The sequence below is a fragment of the Schlesneria sphaerica genome (assembly GCF_044336245.1).
Classification (GTDB): Bacteria; Planctomycetota; Planctomycetia; order Planctomycetales; family Planctomycetaceae; genus Schlesneria; species Schlesneria sphaerica.
The window spans coordinates 4788748-4806995 of the sequence record NZ_CP172346.1; the positions used below are offsets into that span (position 1 = coordinate 4788748).

The 18248-nt window shown below is 56.9% G+C and carries 14 protein-coding genes; 8 read left to right on the plus strand and 6 right to left on the minus strand.

All coding sequences use genetic code 11. The annotated features are described in order from the left end of the window. Nucleotides 1-14: 14 nt before the first annotated feature. Nucleotides 15-539 carry an adenine phosphoribosyltransferase gene (locus ACGY09_RS17455; RefSeq protein WP_397568721.1) on the minus strand — a complete coding sequence of 175 codons (525 nt, stop codon included), beginning with the start codon at nucleotides 537-539 and terminating at the stop codon, nucleotides 15-17. Nucleotides 540-896: 357 nt separating this feature from the next. On the opposite strand from ACGY09_RS17455, the gene ACGY09_RS17460 reads away from it, so the two are divergent. Further along, entirely contained in the window at nucleotides 897-1655 is a 759-nt protein-coding gene (locus ACGY09_RS17460; RefSeq protein ID WP_397568722.1) for an RluA family pseudouridine synthase, read from the plus strand. Nucleotides 1656-1826: 171 nt separating this feature from the next. On the opposite strand, the gene ACGY09_RS17465 is transcribed toward ACGY09_RS17460, so the two are convergent. After that, on the minus strand, nucleotides 1827-3302 hold the full coding sequence (locus tag ACGY09_RS17465) for a neutral/alkaline non-lysosomal ceramidase N-terminal domain-containing protein (protein WP_397568723.1): 1476 nt from the start codon (nucleotides 3300-3302) through the stop codon (nucleotides 1827-1829). Between the two features lie 294 nt (nucleotides 3303-3596). On the opposite strand from ACGY09_RS17465, the gene ACGY09_RS17470 reads away from it, so the two are divergent. Then, on the plus strand, nucleotides 3597-5054 hold the full coding sequence (locus ACGY09_RS17470; protein ID WP_397568724.1) for a sodium:proton antiporter: 1458 nt from the start codon (nucleotides 3597-3599) through the stop codon (nucleotides 5052-5054). 266 nt (nucleotides 5055-5320) lie between these two features. On the opposite strand, the gene ACGY09_RS17475 is transcribed toward ACGY09_RS17470, so the two are convergent. The 3 genes from ACGY09_RS17475 to ACGY09_RS17485 form a co-directional block, all read right to left on the minus strand. Beyond that, complete coding sequence (locus ACGY09_RS17475; protein ID WP_397568725.1) at nucleotides 5321-7021, minus strand: glutamine--tRNA ligase/YqeY domain fusion protein; 1701 nt, start codon at nucleotides 7019-7021, stop codon at nucleotides 5321-5323. A gap of 130 nt (nucleotides 7022-7151) precedes the next feature. Continuing rightward, nucleotides 7152-7628 (minus strand): tol-pal system YbgF family protein, encoded by a 477-nt coding sequence (locus ACGY09_RS17480; protein WP_397568726.1) that lies wholly within the window; start codon nucleotides 7626-7628, stop codon nucleotides 7152-7154. Nucleotides 7629-7928: 300 nt separating this feature from the next. After that, a complete protein-coding gene (locus ACGY09_RS17485; protein ID WP_397568727.1) occupies nucleotides 7929-8297 on the minus strand; it encodes a DNA polymerase ligase N-terminal domain-containing protein in 369 nt (122 codons plus the stop codon). Nucleotides 8298-9012: 715 nt separating this feature from the next. On the opposite strand from ACGY09_RS17485, the gene ACGY09_RS17490 reads away from it, so the two are divergent. Both ACGY09_RS17490 and ACGY09_RS17495 read left to right on the plus strand, forming a co-directional pair. After that, a complete protein-coding gene (locus ACGY09_RS17490) occupies nucleotides 9013-9636 on the plus strand; it encodes a methionine-R-sulfoxide reductase (RefSeq protein ID WP_397568728.1) in 624 nt (207 codons plus the stop codon). 205 nt (nucleotides 9637-9841) lie between these two features. Next, nucleotides 9842-10138, plus strand: coding sequence for an FmdB family transcriptional regulator (locus ACGY09_RS17495; protein ID WP_397568729.1), 297 nt, complete (start codon nucleotides 9842-9844; stop codon nucleotides 10136-10138). Nucleotides 10139-10427: 289 nt separating this feature from the next. Here the strand turns inward: ACGY09_RS17495 and ACGY09_RS17500 are convergent, their stop codons facing one another. Beyond that, a complete protein-coding gene (locus tag ACGY09_RS17500) occupies nucleotides 10428-11705 on the minus strand; it encodes a di-heme oxidoredictase family protein (RefSeq protein WP_397568730.1) in 1278 nt (425 codons plus the stop codon). Between the two features lie 303 nt (nucleotides 11706-12008). Here ACGY09_RS17500 and ACGY09_RS17505 point away from each other — a divergent pair, with 303 nt between their 5' ends. From ACGY09_RS17505 to ACGY09_RS17520, 4 genes are all read left to right on the plus strand, one after another. Further along, the gene (locus ACGY09_RS17505; RefSeq protein ID WP_397568731.1) at nucleotides 12009-13568 is read left to right on the plus strand and encodes a hypothetical protein; all 1560 of its coding nucleotides are present in this window, start codon (nucleotides 12009-12011) and stop codon (nucleotides 13566-13568) included. A gap of 194 nt (nucleotides 13569-13762) precedes the next feature. After that, a complete protein-coding gene (locus ACGY09_RS17510; protein ID WP_397568732.1) occupies nucleotides 13763-15325 on the plus strand; it encodes a hypothetical protein in 1563 nt (520 codons plus the stop codon). Nucleotides 15326-15348: 23 nt separating this feature from the next. Beyond that, on the plus strand, nucleotides 15349-16596 hold the full coding sequence (locus ACGY09_RS17515) for a PQQ-binding-like beta-propeller repeat protein (RefSeq protein ID WP_397568733.1): 1248 nt from the start codon (nucleotides 15349-15351) through the stop codon (nucleotides 16594-16596). 333 nt (nucleotides 16597-16929) lie between these two features. Beyond that, nucleotides 16930-18243: an MFS transporter gene (locus ACGY09_RS17520; protein WP_397568734.1), complete on the plus strand. Its 1314-nt coding sequence runs from the start codon at nucleotides 16930-16932 to the stop codon at nucleotides 18241-18243. The last annotated feature ends 5 nt before the right edge of the window (nucleotides 18244-18248 follow it).

Genomic DNA, 18248 nt, shown 5'->3' on the forward strand with positions numbered 1-18248 from the left:
CGCGGGCCTGATGATCAGAGTTCGCCATCGTACTTCAGCAGACTGAAGACATCCTGGTTTTTCAGCTTGTCGCGACCATTCAGGAATGTCAGTTCGATGAGAAACGCGCAGCCAATCACAGAGGCTTTGCTTTCTTCGGCCAGACGGACACAGGCTTCGATCGTACCACCGGTGGCAAGCAGATCGTCGACCAGCAGAACGCGGCTACCGGGTTCGATGGCATCTACGTGCATTTCGAGCGAGTCGCTGCCGTATTCCAGATCGTATTGAAACTTGCGGGTCTTAAACGGAAGTTTGCCCGGTTTCCGGACGGGGACGAATGCGGCTCCCAGTTCTACGGCGAGCGGTGCGGCGAAGATGAAACCTCGCGACTCGGCCGCCAGAATTGCGGTGGGCTTCGCCTCGCGGAATTTGTCAGCAAATTGCTTGATGGCATACTGAAACGCAGCCGGTGCCGAAAGAAGGGGGGTAATGTCGCGGAACATGATTCCGGGCTTAGGAAAATCTGGCACGTTCCGAATGTACTCTTTCAGGTTCACAAACGCCTTCCTTCAAGCTCGTGGGCTGCAAATTGGTGAATGGTCAATTCAAACCGGACTCCGAGAATCTCCGTAAATCCCGTTTGAAAAGCAACAGAGATTGTCTCGATGGAGTCGGTGTTGAGGGCGGAAAACGTCCTGCTCGATTTATCGTCTCAGGATTCGACCCCGATGACCATACGAATTGGTGACGTCACCCCATGGCGTTGTCTTCGGCAAGTGGAGTTGTCTTCGGCAACGGGTCACATACACTCTGCCGATTATTTGCGACGACCGATTCCTGTGATCTCCATCCGATTTTGACGAACTCAGCGGGAAAAGCGTCTTACCCCTGAACTCGTCTGCAAGGTGCCACTGATGTCCTCTGATCTCCCCTCATCTGATTCTGGCAGTGGCGCACGTGTCCCCAGGCTCGAGATTCTGCGCGAAGATGGTCCTCTGATTGCGCTGAATAAACCCTCAGGATTGCTCACGCAGGGGGTACCGCATGCCCAGGCATCCCTGGAAGGGCTGGTCAAGCAGTATCTGAAGGAGCAGCATCACAAACCGGGAAACGTGTATCTGGGGGTTCCGCACCGGCTGGACAGGCCTGTCTCGGGAGTGGTTGTGTTCGCGAAAAACTCCAAAGCGGCCGACCGATTGGCGGAGCAGTTTCGAAATCGATCCATCCGTAAAACGTATCTCGCCGTCGTCGAGTCGGTTCCTTTGCCAACGGAAGGAACTTTGACCGACTGGTTATTAAAAGATGCCACGGCGGCACACGTCTCGGTCGTCTCAAGAGGGACAGAGGGGAGCAAGCAGGCGGTGCTGGACTATGAAGTCATCGCCGTCAAGGGAAAGCGGGCCCTGGTGCAGATCGAACTGCACACGGGCCGGATGCATCAGATCCGCGTCCAGTTTGGCTCACGCGGGTGGCCCATTGTGGGAGACAAACAATACGGTGCGGTGCTGACTGACGAGGCTGGTCGAGACTACAACCCCCAGGTCTCGCCCATCGGGTTGCACGCGTGGCGCCTCGTTCTGAAGCACCCCGTTCGCTATGACGACATTCGTCTGGAGGCCCCACTTCCGCGACACTGGGCGGAATACGGATTCGTCATCCCGCGTGGTCTGTAAGATTGTCATCGTGCATTCGCTGACGTGGTTCAGCTCAGCGAATCGGCCTCCGGCTTTCCGAAGAACGACTTCGGTCCTGCCGTCTGCAGCCACGGACGCGACTGCGCCAGTGACTCCATGACGGCACCGGGGACTCGAACCCGATTGTCACGGCCGATTATTTCGGTGACGTCAGGGCTTTGCACAGGAGGTCTGAGGGGAACTCTCTTCGAGCAACTTCTCGACCTTTTGAATGAGTGTGTCGCGGAGGACTTCGAGACTGCCCCGAGGGAGGATTGTCGGCTCTTCCTGATAGAGCCCTTTTCCATATTCCCCTTCCGGCAGCAGGTATCCCACTTCCACCCCATCCGCCAGAGGAGAGTACAGGACGGTCAGGTGGGGAAAGCGGGTTCTCAATTCTTTCGCCAGCACCTGATACGGTTCGCCTCCCGAAGTGATCCAGACCGATTCACCGACGACATGGACTGATACCGAAAGAGGATAGGTATCGCCGGGAGGAAGATTGGCCAACCGTCCAAGAGCTCGCTTGGCACGTTCCGCTTTAGCTCGACAGTCGCGTGCGGCGACCACGTCACCTCGTTGGTGGGCCTGTGCAGCGAGGTCCTCCATTTTCACCCGTTCCCGCTCTAGCGTTTCCGGGTCGTCGTGCGGTTTCAGTGGAAACGGAATGGCAAGACGAGTACCGCTCACACGGGCCTGGCGCTCGCGGCGTGACGGGTCTGTGGGGGCATATTTCCACGTCCCGAGAGTGGCTCCCGAGATGACGGGGCCTGCGTACTGGAACTCCGTTTCACAAGGTCCCAGGGACTCCAGGGCGGACAATGCGGCAAATCCCAGTAATCGGCCGTTTCGGTCTGCGACCGAGACGTCACCAACGAAACCGACACGCGGCCCAAGGTCTCCCAAGGCCCCTTGCCAGTAGACGCAGGGGACGCCGGTCGCCTGGCTGACGGTTTCGCGTAAGGCTCCAACGTAGTCCGGGCTGATCAGGCTGTTTTCCCAGCCGAGCGTCGTCGGGTGACAGGCATAGTGAACCAGCACCGCGCGAAGCGAGCCTTCGTCAGTCGAAATCCGAGCAACGGTCACCGTGTCGTCAGCGACTCCCTCGGGATTGTAACCACAGACAAAGCGGCCAAAGTCTTCGTCCCAGTAGTCCCGATTGGCCGCGAGCGTGCAGCGTGAGGTTGCGTACGAGAGATGACTGACTTTCATGTCCGCGATTGCTGATCGGGTTGCTGCTGCCAACTGATCGCCGATATTACTCAGGTAGGCGGGAATGAGTTCACCCCCTTCCAGGCCGAAGCGGTCGGGCATGTACCAGCCGCCGGAGTGGGTGTGCGAGTAACCCACGACGACCTGTTCGGCAGGAAGATTCGCCGCCTCGCTGACACGGCGAATGAACTCCCGGTGCTGTCTGCCGACGAAGCCACAGTGATCGAGGACGACGCGGATAAAATCGGGACGACCCTGATCGACTCCACCGATGGCGATGACGTCAGCCTGCAGCGGGCGATGGATTCCGGTGGCGCGATCATGTGCTGCCGCTCCGAACATCCGATGATAGATTCCGATCGGAGGGGTGATATCAACGACGCCCAAGCCAAATCGAACTCGCGCTTCAGGCGTCGGACAGGATCGCTTTTTCATGAAGAATGAATTCTTTCGTCTGTGGTCAGTTCGTGGCAGACAGTTCCATCCACGCTATTGGCGGGCAGCTAAGTTACCAACAATCCTCGTTCCTTGCTCCTGACGATTTTCAATTATGCGGGGGCCTTCGGGGGTCGGGCTGACCCGTGGAGCCCCCCGAGCGAGGTCTTCTCTTCATATCCTCTCGAGGCGCGGCTAACCGGACTCGACACGAGCGAAGTCTTCGGATTGAATGTGATGCGCTCGCCGGAATACCGACTGATTCTTTCGTGCACTTTAATGAATTCACCGCCCATGAGATTCCTGATCACTCTGTTGCTGGTTCTTTCCATGAGCTTCAGTTCCGCCCTGGCGGCCGAAACCCCGGCGGGTGATCACCCACCTCAAAAGCTGGGCGAACTGATGAATGTGGCAGCGGTCGCGCCATTCGCATTATTGCTGTTATGTATTGCCTTGTTCCCGCTCATGAATCCTCATTGGTGGGAACACAATCGAAACAAGGGAATCATTGTTGCCGTCCTGGGATTGCCGGTGATCGCCTACCTGATGACGTTCGGTCATAGCGGTCTTGAGGCGATGGAGCATTCGGGTAAGGAATATCTCTCATTCCTGGTTCTGCTGGGGGCGCTGTTTGTGATCAGCGGCGGCGTCTATGTGAAGGGATCCCTGAAAGGGGCTCCTTTCGTGAACACGTTGTTCCTGGGACTGGGGGCGGTGATCGCCAGTTTTGTGGGAACGACCGGGGCTTCGATGCTGCTGATTCGTCCCTTGCTGCGAGCGAATGAGCGACGGACCCGCGTCACTCATATTGTCGTGTTCTTCATCTTCGTTGTCTCCAACTGCGGCGGCTTGCTGACTCCTCTGGGTGACCCTCCGCTGTTTCTCGGGTTCCTCAAAGGCGTCCCTTTCACCTGGACGTTCCGACTGTTACCGGAGTGGGCCTTTGTGAATGCGGTGCTGCTTGTCATCTTCTTTTTATGGGACTCCATTGCGATTCGACTCGAAGCCCCTTCACCGGAACAGCAGGCAGATTTAGAGACGCCCGTTGAGAAAGAGCCGTTCGGTATTGAAGGAGCCCATAACTTCCTGGGGCTCGCGGCAATCGTCGCGATCATCTTCTGTTCGGGTCAGGGCTATGGGAAAGAGTTCTTCGAGAAGTTCCTGCCGGGAAGCGGTGACGGCTGGCCGTTTGGCGTGCAAGAGATTCTCATGACTCTGACCACCTTACTTTGCTATTTGATGACTTCGTCGGCCACTCGCGAGAAGAATCGGTTCGGTCTGGGACCTATCATTGAAGTCGCCGTCGTGTTCGCGGGGATCTTCATTACGATGATTCCTGCATTGGCAATATTAAATGTCAAAGGGAAGACATTAGGCGTCGATTCCCCTGCCGAGTTCTTCTGGGCGACAGGTGCGTTGTCGAGCTTCCTGGACAATGCACCAACCTATCTGACCTTTGCGGTGACCGCCTGCGGGATGTATGGCGTCGATGCCGAGCAGGGACGTTATCTGTACCACTTCCTGAATCTGCCGGAAGCGGCTGAGACGGCAAAGATTCTGGCAGCGATTTCGTGTGGTGCGGTCTTTATGGGAGCGAATACCTATATCGGTAACGGCCCTAACTTCATGGTAAAAGCGATTGCCGAAGAAAATAACGTGAGAATGCCCAGCTTCTTCGGATACATGCTGTATTCAGGCGGGATCCTGATTCCCATTTTTGTCGCCGTCACGTTCCTGTTCTTCCGTGGCTGAGAGCAGTGACTGGCGGGATCGAATCGACAATCGACTCAGCTGAGTGGGCCGCGACAGGACACGCCGTGCCGGTGTTGCCGTCGAAGTTCCTGCTTCAGGAATCTCCGCGTCGATGGTGGCTTGTTTATCAGGTTACTGGAATGCCGCGGAGCCTGATGTATTGCCATGCAATCGACGCGTAAAGAAAGGGAGTGGCGGGAAGAATTGTCTTCCACCGCCACTCCCCGTTGAAATCGAATCGGAAGTTCAGCCTTGGGGCTGAAACTTCATTTACCCTGCTTCTTCTGGATCTTGGCCCAGTCGTCTTTCAGGGTGACCGTGCGGTTGAAGATCAGTTTGTCCGGCGTCGATTCCTTGTCGACACAGAAGTAGCCGATCCGCTCGAACTGGCACCGGTCGAGGGGTTTCGCCGTTGCGAGGGAACGTTCCAGCTTGGCATCAGGAACGACCACCAGCGATTTGGGGTTGAGGTAGTCCTTCCAGTCTTCGTCCTCGGGGATGTCGGCAACATTCGCAATCGAGAACAAGTGGTCGTAAAGCCGGACTTCGGCGCTCACCGCGTGCGCTGCAGAGACCCAGTGAATGGTCGATTTCACCTTGCGGTTGTCCGGCGCGTTCCCTCCGCGGGTGGCTGGGTCGTAGGTGCAGTGAACTTCGGTGACCTCGCCCGTGGCGGGATCTTTCACCACACTCGTGCAGGTGACAAGATAGCCCCAGCGCAATCGAACTTCGCGGCCGGGTGACAACCGGAAAAACTGCTTCGGCGGGTCTTCCATGAAGTCGTCCCGCTCGATGTAGAGCGTCTTCGAGAACGGCACCAGGCGACTTCCAGCGGAAGGATCTTCCGGGTTGTTGATCGCTTCCATTTCTTCAACTAGGTCATCCGGATAGTTATCGATGACGACTTTCAGCGGATTGATAACCGCCATGACGCGGTTGGATGTCTTGTTCAAATCCGCCCGGACGGCGTTTTCGAGGACGACGATCTCGGTCAGGCCGTTGAACTTGGTCACCCCGATTTCTTCGCAGAAGGCCCGCATGGCGGCGGGGGTGTAGCCCCGTCGGCGAATCCCCGCGATGGTCGGCATGCGGGGATCGTCCCAGCCGGAAACCGCATTGGTTTCGACGAGTTCCAGCAGCTTCCGCTTACTCATCATCATGTGAGTCAGGTTGAGTCGGGCAAACTCGATCTGCTGTGGGTGGTACAGGTCCAGCACATCAATCAGCCAGTCGTACAGCGGACGATGGTTCTCGAATTCCAGCGTGCAGATCGAGTGGGTGATCTGCTCCAGCGAATCACTGTAGCCGTGGGTGAAGTCGTACAACGGATAGATGCACCACGCCTTCCCGGTCCGATGGTGTTCGGCGTGCCGAATCCGGTAGAGCAGGGGGTCCCGCATATTGAGGTTCGTGTGCGCCAGGTCGATTTTGGCTCGCAGCACATGTGCTCCGTCCGGAAATTCGCCCGCTCGCATCCGTCGGAACAGGTCCAGGTTTTCCTCCACGGTCCGATCACGGTACGGCCCGGGCGTTCCCGGCTGCGTCAGCGAGCCGCGCATCTGGCGAATTTCTTCGGTCGAGCAACTGTCGACGTAGGCGAGGCCCTTCTCGATCAGTTTTTCGGCGTACTGGTAGATCGTTTCGAAGTAATCGGAGGCGTAGAACAGGTTGTCCCACTGAAAACCGAGCCAGCGAACGTCGTCCTGAATCGATTCGACGTACTCGACATCTTCCTTCGTGGGATTAGTGTCATCGAAACGAAGGTTGCACTGACCGCCGTACTTGATGGCCAGCCCGAAATTCAGACAGATGGATTTGGCGTGGCCGATATGCAGATAACCGTTCGGCTCGGGAGGAAAGCGGGTATGGACTCGTCCGCCGAACCGTCCTGACGCGTTGTCGGCATCGATCAGGTCGCGAATAAAATTGGTCGGCGTCGTTGAGGAGGAATTCTCTTCCGTGGACATGACGAATCGTTTCTTCTGGAACTCGGCAGACCTCACCGCGGGCGATCATGAGGCATGCAGACTAGGATGAAATCAGCAACAGATCTGACAGACTTGTAGCCGCGCCTGCTTCACGTCGTCAATTGGCAATTTACTGTAATGGCCGGTTGAATCGACTCGATTTTGGCCCCGACTGACTTCTGAGATGTCCCAGTTGCGTTTTCAGAAAAGTGAGGTATTTGGGGTCTTCGTCGACGAACAGTTCTTCACCGTTCAGACGCCACGCTGTCTCCAGAGCCGCCGCGGCACCGTTCAGGTCGCCCAGCTCGAACAGGCTCTGGCCCAGCCGCAGCCAGAGAAATTCGTTGTCTTCTCCCCCCGGTGCGTCGAGGGCTTCTTGAAGTGCGTCTCTCGCCGGTCCGAAATGCCGGTGTGCGAAATAGATGTCGCCAGCCGCCATCAGGATCCACGTGGCCGCCGGCCACTGCTGCTTGGGGTTTGGCAGCAGCTCCCAGGCCGCCTCGTATTGATCGAGGGCGTCATGAAGTTGATCGATCTGCGCGAACTTATCCCCCTTCTGGCAGAGTTGATCGATCATCATTCGGATATCAGGCGGCAACTTCGGCATGAGGGCTGATTCTGGTTGTGGACGGGGCGAGCGGATCGCACGCTGAGGCTTGTGATTTTTCCTGACGACGCGCCCGGTGAACGCCGTGATCGCCCCGCCGTCCGGTTGACGAAAGGCGAACGGGTGCGTGGGATTCCGCGACCGCGACTGACAGGCGACTCTCTACATAACATATGCGGTGGGTGATTCCCAAACCAGCAACGCTTGCTGATGACTGCGGGAAATCGCCCGATCCCCCGATTTCCACTCGCATTTGCCGCTTATGGAAGGGGAATGAGACAGACGGCGACGTGCGGGCGGTTAGTGTCGCAGCCCGTCAATTTCCTGGTCAAAAATCACGCTCCACGAGTCGCCCTCTTTTTTTTCCAGACGAACGAGACCCCGGCACCTGTGGCCAGACAGGCATACTTCACAGTGGTCTGGCTCATTGATCTGCCAAGTGAACACGCCCCGGTCCCAGAGGGTGACCGTCCCTCGTCCACCACTCACCGGACCTTCGTAGTCCAGATAGAGCAGCCGATGGGCGGGCAGGGCTTCCGCCGGGATCTCATCAGAGGATCCATCCGGGGGTGACAGCAACCTCCACGTCCGACACTCCTCGTCCCCTTCCAGCAGAAAATCCCAGTGCAGGAACGGATGATCGTGGATCAGGATCGCAAATCGGGGCATGGATCAGTCTCGTGCAGGGGACTTCGCGTTAGCGAGGCGGTCAGGGGCGGCTGGCGGAGAAGTGTTCCTGAGCCTCGCACAATCGGCAAGGGCGTATGCCCGAAACGGTTGTGGGAATGTGACGGTTACAGGTGTTCGGGGTTTGGTGTAGCGGTCACGCAACCTGTTGTGCGTAAATGGGTTGAGTTGATTTGTTGTGATCGGGCGGGCTGCCGGGAGGTGGAGAAGGACCCCTTTCTACAAGGGATGTGACGTGAATCGGTAGAATGGACATCATCGACACGAGCACGCGAGGAATCCTCTTCGTCAGGGGAAATGTGGGAAGACCTGTCGAACATGCATTTCCACAAAAAGGGACTCGAATACAATTCAATGAGGGAAGGATCGAGTAGAATTATCCTGATATGTCAGAGGTCAGTGAAAGAGGTCAGTGAAAGAGGTCAGTGAAAGAGGTCAGTGAAAGAGGGCTGTGAATAGAGGGCAATGAAGAAGTGTCAGTCCCCTGCTGCGGAACGCCGGAAGGGTTCACCAGAGAATCACACTTCCAGGTGATCGCGGCAGGTGGATCATTCACGAGACGGAACGAATGACGCCAACTGGAGGGTGGCTCGCCCGGGATCGATGATCGGTCGTGTGGTGAGAGGGGGATTCTGAAAAGAGTTCTCCTGTCGAGTTGGAGGATCGAGTGGTATGTTCTGGAGAGGGAGTCATTTCGATGCCAATGCGAAGTCAGAAGTTCGTGCAGGCCGTGGGGCTTGTCGCGGTCGTCATCGGGCTGTTGAGTGTGGGATACAATGTGAACGGAGCTCCGCCCGAAAAAGGGGCGGAATCCGGTTCAGCGACTTCTTCCGCCACGCCCGAAAAGAAGGTTAAGACTGTGGACGCAAACCAGGACGACGAAACCGCTGAAGAACCAAAAGTTCAAACCGAATACAACCTGCTCACGCGGGAAGAGCAACGGATCATCCTGAGAAAAGGGACCGAGCGCGCTTTTACGGGCGAGTACACGGACAAAAAGGATCCCGGCACCTACGTCTGCCGCCGCTGCAATGCACCGCTCTATCATTCCAAAGACAAGTTTGAGAGCCACTGCGGCTGGCCCAGTTTCGATGATGAGATTCCCAAAGCCGTTAAGCGGGTGCTGGATGCCGATGGAGATCGGACCGAAATCCTCTGCAAAAACTGCGGCGGACATCTGGGACACGTCTTTCTCGGTGAAGGGATGACGAAGAAGAATACTCGTCACTGCGTGAACTCCCTTTCCATGAAGTTTTATCCCGAGGGGGCCAAAATCCCACCGACGATCGTCAAGAAGCCCGCTGCTCCTGGTACCAAATAATTCCTCTGCTGACCGGCGGGACCGCTGTGCAACGCGTTCGACATGCACAGCGCGTCCTCTGTCAGACTGCAGAAGACGCGTTTCGGTTGAGTAGACCAGATGGAACTCGACCGTTCCGGTCAGACCCCTGATCGAGATTCGTCGCTCAACCTTTGATACGGTCGATCCTGTTTTGACTTGCGAACGATGAACCCAAGGAAGAGAAATGCCGCTGTATGAGTATGCTGTAGTGAATGACGATGGCTCGCATGGCCAGGTCTTCGAAGTTCTTCAGAAAATCGGTGAGCCCGCGCTGACTACGCATCCGGAGACGGGGCAGCCCGTGGAACGGATCATCTCGGCCGCCAGCGTGCCTCGGCCGATGGGCGGCCCCATCAAAGGGGACATCAGCAACCGAAACCTGGAAAAACTCGGTTTCACCAAGTATCAGAAGTCATCGACTGGAAGCTATGAGAAGGTGCTGGGGGATGGCCCTGATCTGATCAAGCGAGATAACCTCTGAGCGAGACAGCGTGGGCAGGCTGCCAGCAAGTGAATTGAACTGAGTCCGTTCCGGCCGGTGCCGAGCATCACGTCTCATTTCCGGCAACTGACAGCCTCTTCCAGGACGAAATCACCTCGCCCCGACTTTGCGGGGGAGGTGATTCGAACGGAACCGCGGGAGCTCCGGCATTTCCTTCGCTTCGTATTCACGTCTGGATATTCACGTCAGGCTGATATCGACCGCACGCCGCAATCCCGCAGAAAGGGTTGTCCGATCGACAACGTGCGGCCGCCATCGCTGGAATGGATCAGGGAAGAGGAGCCCTGAGCGTCTTCAGGAATGAGACAAGTGCCTGCTGATCGGGTTGAGGCAGTGCGCGATATTTCTCGCGAACATGGCGTGCTGCTCCGCCATGCCGCTCAATCGCACTCGGCAGATCAGGCGAGCCTCCGTCGTGAAAATACGGGGCCGAGTCGGCGACACCCCACAGGGCCGGCGTCTTCCATTCGTTGAGTTTCGGATGATCGTCGGGCAATGGAACATCGGGGACTTTGGAGTAACCGTCATTCGCTTCGTCTGTCAGGCTGTGCAGGCTGAAGTCACTGTAAATCCCCTGGATGCCATCCAGATCGGGGATGTGACAGTCGGCGCAACCCACTGACGAAAACAGGGCTTCACCCCTTTCAACAACCGTCGTCTGCGTCACATCGCCCGGTCGTTCCCGTCGAGGTGCAGGGATTGTTTCGACGTAGGCCACAAGGGCCGCGAACTGCTGGCGGGTCATATCGAGTTCGGCATCCGTGTCTTCGCGATACTCCTGCGCCACGTGTTGCTTCCGGAGATGGTTCGAGAGCCCCAGTTCTCCCGCACAGGCGGCCGCGACGAATTCCTTCAGTGTGGCAAACTGGGCTTTCCAGCCGAACTTTCCGATCCGCCCGTCAGGAAGGATCCGCACACGACCCGTCGGGGTTGATTTGAAGTCGAGATCAAATTCCCGAGTCAAACTGGTCACGGATCGACGCAGCGATTGCCCGCGAATGGCGACTTCTCGAATCTTGTCAATCTGCCCGGCTCCGAATAACGCGGGCGTATTACTGGTGTCGTAGTGAATTGGATCGAAATCAACAATGTCGATCCGACAGCCGCCGATCACCTTCATGCCATTTTTGACGATGGGATTGTGGCGACGCACTGTGGAGGCGGATTCCAGCAGATCGGGGCGAACGGCTGAGGCATGTACGACGCCTGACAGAGGGAGTGGTTCCTTCTTCGTCGGCAGGATTTCGAAGGTTTTGACGTTGAGCTTGTTAGGACCCGCTCCTCCGACCGTTCCCTGAAAGTGGCATTCGACGCACGACGTGGCGTTAAAAACGGGCCCCAATCCGTCCCCCTGTCCCGACAGGGGGTCGTTCTCGGTCCATTTGTGTTCAAAGAGTGCCCGTCCCTGCGCAATCTGTGCTTCAGTAGGTTGGCAGTACCAGGCGACAACCGCACTTTCGGCCAGCCAGATGGCACCCATCGCGATGCCTGCAAAGCAATACTGTGTCACGGTCTGCGGAGGGCGAATGCCAGCGGAGCGAAACATGATAAGAGCTCCTGAGAGGTGAGTGAGGCGAATCGAGTAGAACGATCTGCCCGGAATGGGTAGAGACAAAATATCTGAAATAAGACAGAATTGGAATAGTCTGTTTGCAGAAAATGACACTCGGGGCGGAAATGGAACCAGTGGCACTCGCAGCGATGAGATGGTGTGTGAAAAGACTAAAGACGGCGTGTCATTGCCAGGTGGCATGATTCAAGGTAACGTTGATATCGACTGCACGATGGATCATGCGGGTCAGTTCTTGCACGTTAGCAGCGGCGTGACAAAGTCGGGGAAGGAGTCTCGATGGCTAGCGACGACGAAAATATGGGTTCGGAAAAGGCCCCGTCGGAACGCCGCTTCCGGAAACGCTGGATCTTGCTCGTCGCGATGGGCGGGCTTCTGCTGTGGTTCGGCATGTGGCCATCCAGCGAAGCCATCATCGGGAAGGTTGACCTTCCCGATGGGAAGGCTTTCCGCATTCACAAACTAACGGTTGGGACGTTGCACTCTTACAACTCGACTGCTGCAAGTGGTCTGACTTCGTTAGAGGTCCGTTTAAACGGATGGTTGGCACGCATCGGTCGAGAAATTTTGCCGGTAAATCAACGTGGCGTGACCGTTCACAGTCAGTCAACCACCGTCTGTGTCTGGCATGAATTCGACTGGGCTGCAGACGACTCGGATGCGACTCCCGCGTGGGCGATCTTGTCGGACCAGAATGGCTGGCGGACGTCTGTGAACCTGTCTGGTTTCGAATATTTACGCAATCAGCCGGAAACTGCGTCCGTGTCATCTCACCAGCGGGTGGAGCCTTATCAATTTGCAATGGAAGCTCCTGTCACAGGTCCTCAGGTGAAACTGGAGCTATTGAATTCGACAGGAAGAACTCTTGGCAGTACTTCACTCGCCTATTCCGTCCCCGCAGAGTTCTACGAGCCTCGAACGACGAGGGCATTACCCGCGGTCGCGGAAGACGTGGATCTGACTGTCACCCTGGTAGGACTGAAAGCCGACTGGTCTGGCGACGAAAATGATCTCTGGTTTGGCGACAGTCTGACGGTGACTCCTGAAATCGTCGTCAAGGTGAATGGCGTTGAGTCCAGGGATTGGACGTACGTCACCACAAAGCTTTCTACGCTGGAGTCCGGGTACGCGGGAAAGCCGCTTGTCGCGTCGGTTGAATCGGTCCTGGGGGGAGTGGCCCCCTTGGACTCGTGCACTGTTTCGCCCTATCAGTCCGCCTGGAAGTTGCGTCTTCCGCTGGTTTGTCGCAATCCCGGAAAAGATGACTCTGCGTACGTTCAGGTGTTTTCAGACATTTCAATCGAAGGGGGAATTGCTGCAATTGCAGAATCAACCGATCCTCCACCTGCTGGCACCCCGAGTCTGAAATTTCTCGGTGCCGGGAGGGATGGTTCCTTTGTTTACGCTGCGGAGAGCGAAGCAATTACTGCATACCCCAACACGGTACCTTTATCGCTTTTGACACGAAACCGACTCGACGGCACGATCCAGTCAACCTTCGTCCCACGGGCACCCGGTACCGTTTCCGCGTGGTCTTCTCTTAATCCCGTGACCGTGAATCTCAATCTGACAGCGCAGTGTCCCCATCTGGTCATGTCAGTAACGGACATGGGAGTACGGTCACCCTGCGTGATGATCAAATCAAGCAACGGTCAAGAGTTGGAAGGGGATCTCTATCACATCCAGGGCCTGCTCATTTGGGTGGCGAAGCTCCCCTATCCCGAAATTGATCGGATCGATGCCACGGTCGTTCTGCAGGACGCTCGATACTTTACCTTCGAAGTGGCCCCCCCGGCTGTTCCACCCCGTCCGCAGAGGCAAGGACGTCAATTTGAGTGAGTTCAGCGATATGCCGTCCGTGGTGTTCTACCAGGTGCGGATCACGCTTGGGATTAGTTGTGGCCATTAGTCATCGAAACGGAATCTCACCGCAGTCGAAGTAACGCTGGTTAATCACTCTCTTCGGGTCATTCGAATGGATCTCCCCTGTGTCTGGCCGGCCGAGGCGCAACGGCGAGAAGAAAGGATTCTCAATGACGGATGACGGAACTGGAGTCGCTTCAGGAACTCGGCGCCGTTGGCGAAAGCGAATTTTCCTGATCGTCGGGTGCGGCTGTCTGCTGCTGCTCGGAAGAGAGATGATGTGGGAAAGGCCGCTCGCCATAATCAGACTTCCCGAGGGAAGTCAGTTTACAATTCACAAGACGACAGTCGGTAAAGAACATTCCTACTACAAAGCACCGTGGGGCTTGACGTCGGCCGAAATCTGGGCCAATAAGTGGCTGACGCGGGTTAATCGACAAATTGCTGTGTCGAATCGCAATATTGTGTCTCGCACAACCTTGCCAATGATCCTTTTCTGGCACACTTTTGATTGGTCACGCCAGGTATCAGAGGCAACTCCCTTCTGGATGATTCTGACTGACGAACGAGGGTGGCGGACGGCTGGTGACTTAACTCATATGCACGGTTCTTCCGGACGCCTGCCTGCCGGCTTTAGACCATTGGACCTGCCGCCATGTTTTGCCGTGGAAATGCCGTCATCCTCCGGGACGCTGAAAGTTGATCTTTTAAACAGTAACAAGAGCACGCTCGGAAGCTCGCAGATTTTCTATACTGTTCCCAAGGACCGATTGCAGAGCTGGAGTCCCCGCCAACTGCCAGCGAAAGAACAAGACGGCAATATGACCGTTGAATTGTTTCGGGTGAAAGCGGAATGGCCGGACCAGGAATTTACCAATTCGTGGCCCGGCGATGCTCTCAAGGTGGATCCGGAATACACCGTGACCGTGGATGGAAGGGTATCGAACGACTGGATCCCTTATACAGGTGGGGCACCTTTACTGGAGTCGGTGCTGGTCGTCAGCCAAGCCGAGGCGTACGTCGAATCGAACATCGGTGTTGTCGCACCACTGCAACACTGCACGATTTCGCCATTCAACGAGACCTGGAGACTGGGGCTTTCCCTGATCTGCCGTAATCCTGCCACTCTCGCGTCCGCAGACGTCGTAGAAATTCCTGGGATTTCGTTCAACGGGAAGAGCAGCACCAGTTCTGATTCAAGAATTGAATTGACGGAAACAGACGGTGATTCAACGCTGGTCGTGAAGCTAATGGGGGCTGGCCGCGCTGGGTCTTATTCCTACCAGGGACCGGGGGAGGCACCTTTTCCCTTCACCCTGCCGTGGAAACTGAAACACATGACGAAGGGAGCATTGGAAGGGACGTTTCTAGTAGCCCCGGCCGGGCCGCAATCGTTCGCTGCCGGTGGGACACTGAATAACGGTCCCGTCAGTCGACCACTTCAGTCCCCCGTCAAAGTCAGTTTGAATTTAACTCTTCCACGACCACATTTCGTACTTTCAGTGACAGGGGCCGGGGACCGGTTTCCCTACATCATTGTGAAAGATCCGCGGGGGCAGGAATTAGACGGCGAGTTGCACAACGCTCAGGGACTGTTAATTTGGTTGGCGAAACGGCCCTGCGACGAGATTGACCGTGTGAATGCGACGCTGCTGTTACAGGTCCCCCGACTCTTCACATTTGATATCGCGCCGCCTGCCCCGCCACCGCGGCAACGCAATGGAAAGTTTTGACTCCAAGACCGGAGAAGCCAACGATGCGTCGATTGTTTGCGATGTTCGTGTTCCTGCTTTCTTCATCGATTTCGCAGGGGGCGGACAACTGGCCGCAGTTTCGCGGGCCGTTGGGAGATGGTCACAGCGACTCACAGAAATTGGCTCTGACTTGGGACGGCCAGCAGAATGTTGTCTGGAAAACGCCGATCCATGATCGCGGCTGGTCTTCACCCGTCGTCTGGAAGGATCAGATCTGGTTGACTACGGCTACGGCGGATGGGCACAAGTGCTATGCAGTCTGTGTCGATCGTGCGTCCGGTCGGGTCATTCACGACTTGCACTTATTCGATGTCGAAACCCCGCAGCCCATTGCTGCCATGAACAGCTACGCCTCGCCGACGTCGGTCATTGAGGAGGGGCGAGTCTATGTGCATTTCGGCACCTATGGTACTGCTTGCATTCAAACGGAATCGGGCGAAGTCCTCTGGACGCGGCGGGATTTGAACTGTGATCACCACGAAGGAGCGGGCAGCTCGCCCATGCTGGTCGATAATCTGCTGATCTTCAATGTCGACGGCCGGGATGTGCAGTATGTCGTAGCTCTCGACAAGTTCACTGGAAGCACCGTCTGGAAGACGGATCGCTCCGCCGACTTTCAGGATGTTCGACCTGACCTGCGCAAGTGCTACGGAACTCCGATCGTCGTTGAATCAGAGGGGCAGCGGCAACTGGTCAGCGTGGGAGCGCGGGGGACGATGGCTTATGACATCGGTACTGGAAAGGAACTCTGGAAGGTGACCTACGGTGGCTGGTCGATCGCTCCTCGACCTGTCTACGGGCACGGGATGGTCTACCTGATCAACGCCTACATCAACCCCGAACTCTGGGCGGTGAAGCTGGGAGGGGCAGGGGATATCACGGAGACCCACATCGCCTGGAAGCACACCAAGACTATGCCGTCGCGCCCCTCGCCGCTGCTGGTAGATGACCTGCTGTACCTGATCAGTTCGGACGGAGTTGCCACATGCCTGGAAGCGACCTCCGGAAAGGTGGTCTGGCAGGAACGGATCAGCGGTAAGTTTTCCGCCTCGCCCCTCTACGCCCGAGGACGGGTCTACTTCTTCGACGAAAACTCAGTCACGACGGTGATCGAAGTCGGTCGTCAGTTCTCTAAGCTGGCGGTCAATGTGATGGATCATGAAGAACTGATGGCGACCCCGGCCGTCGCAGGTGACTCGTTGTATATTCGGACCGCCACGCACCTCTATCGCATTGACGAGTCTCGATAAACGAAGTGGCGGCTGTCGATGGAGTCCGGTCGAGCGGGCAGTCCGGCCGGGAGAGGACTCTGCTCAAAACGGCCGTCGTGGATTCGTTTGTCCAAATGCGCCTGTGCAACTGTCACCTTCCTGAGTAATCTCCCCGATGGGCGTAACAAACCCGCGTAGTCCATAGCTTTGGGTGAGTTTTCGACACCTGTTTCTGGCTTCGCTATTTCTTTCGAAGTTGAAAGAGTTTCGCAATGCTGGACACTTCCGAACCTTCTACACTCCAGCGGCGTCCCGTCACCTGAGCTGTGGTTGTGAGGATGGATCTTTGTGAAGCGGGAAGAGGGAGAGCAAATGGCTGGGATATCGGATGGGGATTCTCGGGCCGCTGTGCGCCGAGAGCGGTTGATTCTCCTGATCCTGGCGGCGGTCCAGTTCACCACGATCGTCGACTTCATGATCGTGATGCCGCTGGGGCCCCAATTGATGCGAACTCTCCAGATCGGTCCGGCCGAATTCGGGTTGATCGTATCGTCATATACCTTTGCGGCAGGACTGTCGGGCCTCGTCGCCTCTTCGATCGTGGATCGCTTTCCCCGCCGGACCTCATTTCTCGTGCTTTATTCCGGGTTTTTGCTGGGGACCCTGCTTTGCGCCATTTCGCCGACTTATCACACGCTTGTCGCGGCTCGCATTGCCACCGGTGCCTTCGGCGGTGTGCTGGGAGGGATGGCGATGACGATTATCGGTGACGTCGTTCCTGAGGAACGGCGGGGCCGGGCGACGGGCTCACTCATGACCGGGTTTGCGCTGGCCTCCGTCGCCGGCGTGCCGCTCGGGCTGTTTCTCGGCACGAACTATGGTTGGCAGGTTCCGTTCATTGCTCTGGTCATCGCGGGGGTTCCCATTCTGTTTCTGGCACCGTTTGCGATGCCGCGACTGGATGGGCACGTCCACCAGGTGCATGCCCACCCGCTTCGTTCGCTGACCGAAACGTTCTCGTTCGCCAGTCATCTGAATGCTTTTGCGTTGACCGTGGCCCTGATGATGGGAAGCTTTACTGTCTTCCCCTACGTCAGCACCTATTTCGTTTCCAACGTGGGGCTGACGGAGCAACAGCTTCCGTTGATCTATGTGGTAGGTGGTGGACTGACTCTGTTCACCGCGTCGGCCATCGGCAAGCTGACCGATCACTGGGGAGCACTGACGGTGTTCAGGACAATCAGTCCGATTTCTGCATTGCTGTTACTGGCGATCACGCACCTTCCCCATGTCGCTGTTTCGGTGGCGGTCGTCGTGTTTGGGAGTCTCATGGTGAGTAACGTGGGGCGGATGATTGCCGCCATGACCATGATTACCAGCAGTGTCGAGCGTCATCGCCGTGGCGGCTTCCTCAGTGCCAACTCTTCCGTGCAGCACATTGCGAGCGGGATGGGGGCCTACGTCGGTGGGATCATTATTTCGGAGTCAGAAAACGGACTGCTGGAACGGTTTGGTCTCGTCGGCTGGATTGCTGCCGGCTCGACGTTGATCAGTCTCTGGCTGGCGGGGCGAATCCGGTCGCTGGAGGTCACCCCCGGGTTGGCGGAGACGATCAGCCTCGGAGCAGCAGCGGAAGCGACCGTCGATGCCAGCGAACCCATCGCTGCGGCGATCGAAGAGTGCTGATGCGA